Genomic DNA, 1,048 nt, shown 5'->3' on the forward strand with positions numbered 1-1,048 from the left:
CAGTCCGGAGCCGCCTACCTCCCCCTCGACGCCGCCTGGCCCACCCGGCGCCTCCACCACATCCTCCACCGCACCGACTGCCGCACCGTCCTCACCCAGAGCGCACTGGCGGAGAGCCTGGACTGGCCGGAGGGGATCACCGTGCTGGCGGTCGACGACGACCGGACGTGGGCAGCCGCGTCTGACACGCCGCCGGAGGCGGTGGCGGGTCCGGACGACCTCGCCTACACCATCTTCACCTCAGGCTCCACCGGCGAACCAAAAGGCGTGATGATCGGCCACCAGGCCGCCGCCAACACCGTCACCGACATCAACACCCGCTACCACCTCGGCCCCGACGACCGCGTCCTCGGCCTGTCCTCCCTCAGCTTCGACCTCTCCGTCTGGGACCTCTTCGGCACCCTCGCCGCCGGCGCCACCCTCGTCCTCCCCGGAGCGGACGAGGGACGGGACCCCGCGGCCTGGCTGGAGACGATGGAGAGAAACCGGGTGTCGGTGTGGAACAGCGTTCCGGCGCTGATGGACATGCTCACCGAACACGCCCTACCCCGGAACACCACCCTCCCCGCACTCCGCCTCGTCCTCCTCAGCGGCGACTGGATACCCCTCACCCTCCCCCCACGCATCCACACCCTCGCCCCTCACTCCCAGCAGATCTCCCTCGGCGGCGCCACCGAAGCCGCCATCTGGTCCATCCACCATCCCATCCCCGAAAACCCCGACCCCACCTGGACCAGCATCCCCTACGGAAAACCCCTCACCAACCAAACCCTCCACATCCTCGACACCCACGGAAACCCCACCCCCACCTGGACCACCGGCCACCTCCACATCGCCGGAAAAGGCCTCGCCCACGGCTACTGGAAAAACCCCCACCACCCCCAATTCCACACCCACCCCACAACAGGCCAACGCCTCTACAACACCGGCGACCTCGCCCGCTACCACCCCGACGGCACCATCGAATTCCTCGGCCGCACCGACCACCAGATCAAACTCCACGGCCACCGCATCGAACTCGGCGAAATCCACCACCACCTCACCACCC

The 1,048-nt window shown here is 68.5% G+C and carries 1 protein-coding gene; it reads left to right on the forward strand.

The genetic code is table 11. From position 1 onward, the window contains the following. On the forward strand, positions 1–1,048 hold a 1,048-nt coding region (locus tag HOY81_RS27010), incomplete at both ends, for an amino acid adenylation domain-containing protein (RefSeq protein WP_237323339.1).

This window comes from Streptomyces sp. JJ36 (assembly GCF_021696945.1).
Taxonomy (GTDB): domain Bacteria; phylum Actinomycetota; class Actinomycetes; order Streptomycetales; family Streptomycetaceae; genus Streptomyces.